Annotated in this window: 2 protein-coding genes; both read left to right on the top strand. The window is 44.3% G+C overall.

Annotation, left to right across the window (positions count from 1 at the left end):
- The first annotated feature begins 146 nt into the window (after positions 1 to 146).
- Positions 147 to 1,157 carry a C45 family autoproteolytic acyltransferase/hydolase gene (locus tag G4417_RS16365; protein ID WP_025579839.1) on the top strand — a complete coding sequence of 337 codons (1,011 nt, stop codon included), beginning with the start codon at positions 147 to 149 and terminating at the stop codon, positions 1,155 to 1,157.
- A gap of 157 nt (positions 1,158 to 1,314) precedes the next feature.
- Positions 1,315 to 2,153 (top strand): MobQ family relaxase (gene mobQ / locus G4417_RS16370; RefSeq protein WP_173684221.1); only part of this gene is annotated, 839 nt, incomplete at its 3' end.

Below are 2,153 nucleotides of genomic sequence, written 5' to 3' on the forward strand. Positions count from 1 at the left end.
GTGGACTTGCCATCTGGGGACACCTTGCGTTGCAAGCTGTTCCCAGCCGACAAGTAAAATATGGCTTGACTTAAAATTTTTATTCAGTTACCCTTAGATAAGAGTTACCGGTAGCTCTTTATCTAATCAATAAGGAGTGTGTAAAAATGTATCATGCACATTTTAGGGGAACACACTACGAAGCTGGTTTTCGGTGGGGTTCCTTACTGTTAAAACACAAAAATATAATTTTAGAGAACATACCATTTGAAATCACGCAGGAACGGATTGACTATGCTTTGTCCTGCCTTCCGATTTATGAAAAGTATTACCATGAGATTGTAGAAGAAATTCAAGGTCTGGCAGATGGACAACAATGTGATGTCCGTATTTTGCAAGCTGTATTATTTAGTATGTACTCTATGCCTCCATCTTGTAATTGCTCTTGTTTTGCTTTTACAACGGAACAGGAAATTCTTCTGGGACGAAACAGTGATTTTCTGACAGAAATTGAAAGGCTAAATCAGAATGTAGTTTATAAATTGACGGATGGAGTTTATTCTTTCACAGGAAATACAACTGCTTTTATTGAGATTGAAGATGGTGTTAATGAACATGGTTTAGCTGTTGGTTTAACATCCGTCTATCCTAACCAATGCAAACCGGGATTTAACGCAGGTATGATTGTCAGATACCTGTTGGAGAAATGTAGAAATGTGTCGGAAGCTGTCTCCTGTTTATATCAATTACCGATTGCTTCAGCACAAACTTTAACCTTAGCTGATACAATGGGGGCGATAGCTGTTATAGAATGTAATGCGGAACAGATAAAAATAGAAAAAACATTGAATAGCAATATTGCTTTTGTCTGTGCAACGAACACTTTCCATCTGCCAGGAATGGTAGGCTATAACAACGATAAGATTGATAATTGGTTTGCAGAAGAACGGTATCAAACATTGTATTCAGCTTTTAGCGAAAAAAATGGAGGTTTCAATTTTCCATTTGCAGAAAAACTGTTGTCTGGAGATTATGGTTTCCTCTGTCAGTATGACAGAAGTACAGGTAAAGATACTGTCTGGTCAGTTATTTATGATATGAAACGACACAAAATTTATCGAAGTGAAGGGAATCCCAGACGACACAAATTCAAAGAAGATATTCGTTTTCAGTTTTGATTTTTCAAATTGATGTATTTCTACAACTAAATACCCGCCGCCCATACAGCGGCACACCGAGCAGGAAATCTGAAAAAGGTCTCCTGCTTTTTTTCTGCCCAAAATGAGGTGGTAAAACGCCACCCCATCCACCAATTACCGAAAGGAGGGACACGAAATGCCCTGTCCACACAACGAAATCACGATTGTTCAGCGCAGCCAGCGGCAGTCTGCGGTTGCCGCCGCTGCTTACCAAAGCGGCGAAAAGCTGTTCTGTGAATACGACCAGCAAGTAAAGCACTACCCGGAAAAGCGTGGTATCGTCCACAATGAAATCCTGCTCCCGGCAAACGCCCCACGGTCGTATGCAGACCGCAATACCTTATGGAACGCCGCCGAAGCGGTGGAAAAGCAATGGAACTCCCAGCTTGCAAGGAGGTGGGTGCTTACCATCCCAAGAGAGATACCACCCGACCAGTACGCTGTCCTTGTCAGGGAGTTTTGTGAACAGCAGTTTGTTTCAAAAGGCATGATTGCTGACTTTGCCATCCATGACCCCCATCCGCCGGGACACAATCCCCACGCCCATGTCCTGCTGACTATGAGGGCAATGGACGAACATGGGAAATGGCTTCCCAAGAGCCGCAAGGTTTATGACCTTGACGAGAATGGGGAACGGATAAAGCTGCCGTCCGGCAGGTGGAAAAGCCATAAAGAAGATACGGTTGACTGGAACGACCAGAAGTATTGTGAAATTTGGCGGCATGAATGGGAGGTCATCCAGAACCGCTATCTGGAAGCCAATGACCGCCCGGAGCGTGTGGACTTGCGTTCCTATGCCAGACAGGGGCTTGATGTTGTCCCTACTGTCCATGAGGGTGCTGCTGTCCGGCAGATGGAAAAGCGTGGTATCCAGACGAATATCGGCAACCTGAACCGCGAAATCAGAGCCGCCAACAGTATGATGAAGTCCATCCGGCAGCTTATCCAAAACCTCAAAGGCTGGATTACCGAGCT

This window comes from Blautia wexlerae (assembly GCF_013300825.1).
Classification (GTDB): domain Bacteria; phylum Bacillota; class Clostridia; order Lachnospirales; family Lachnospiraceae; genus Blautia_A; species Blautia_A wexlerae_B.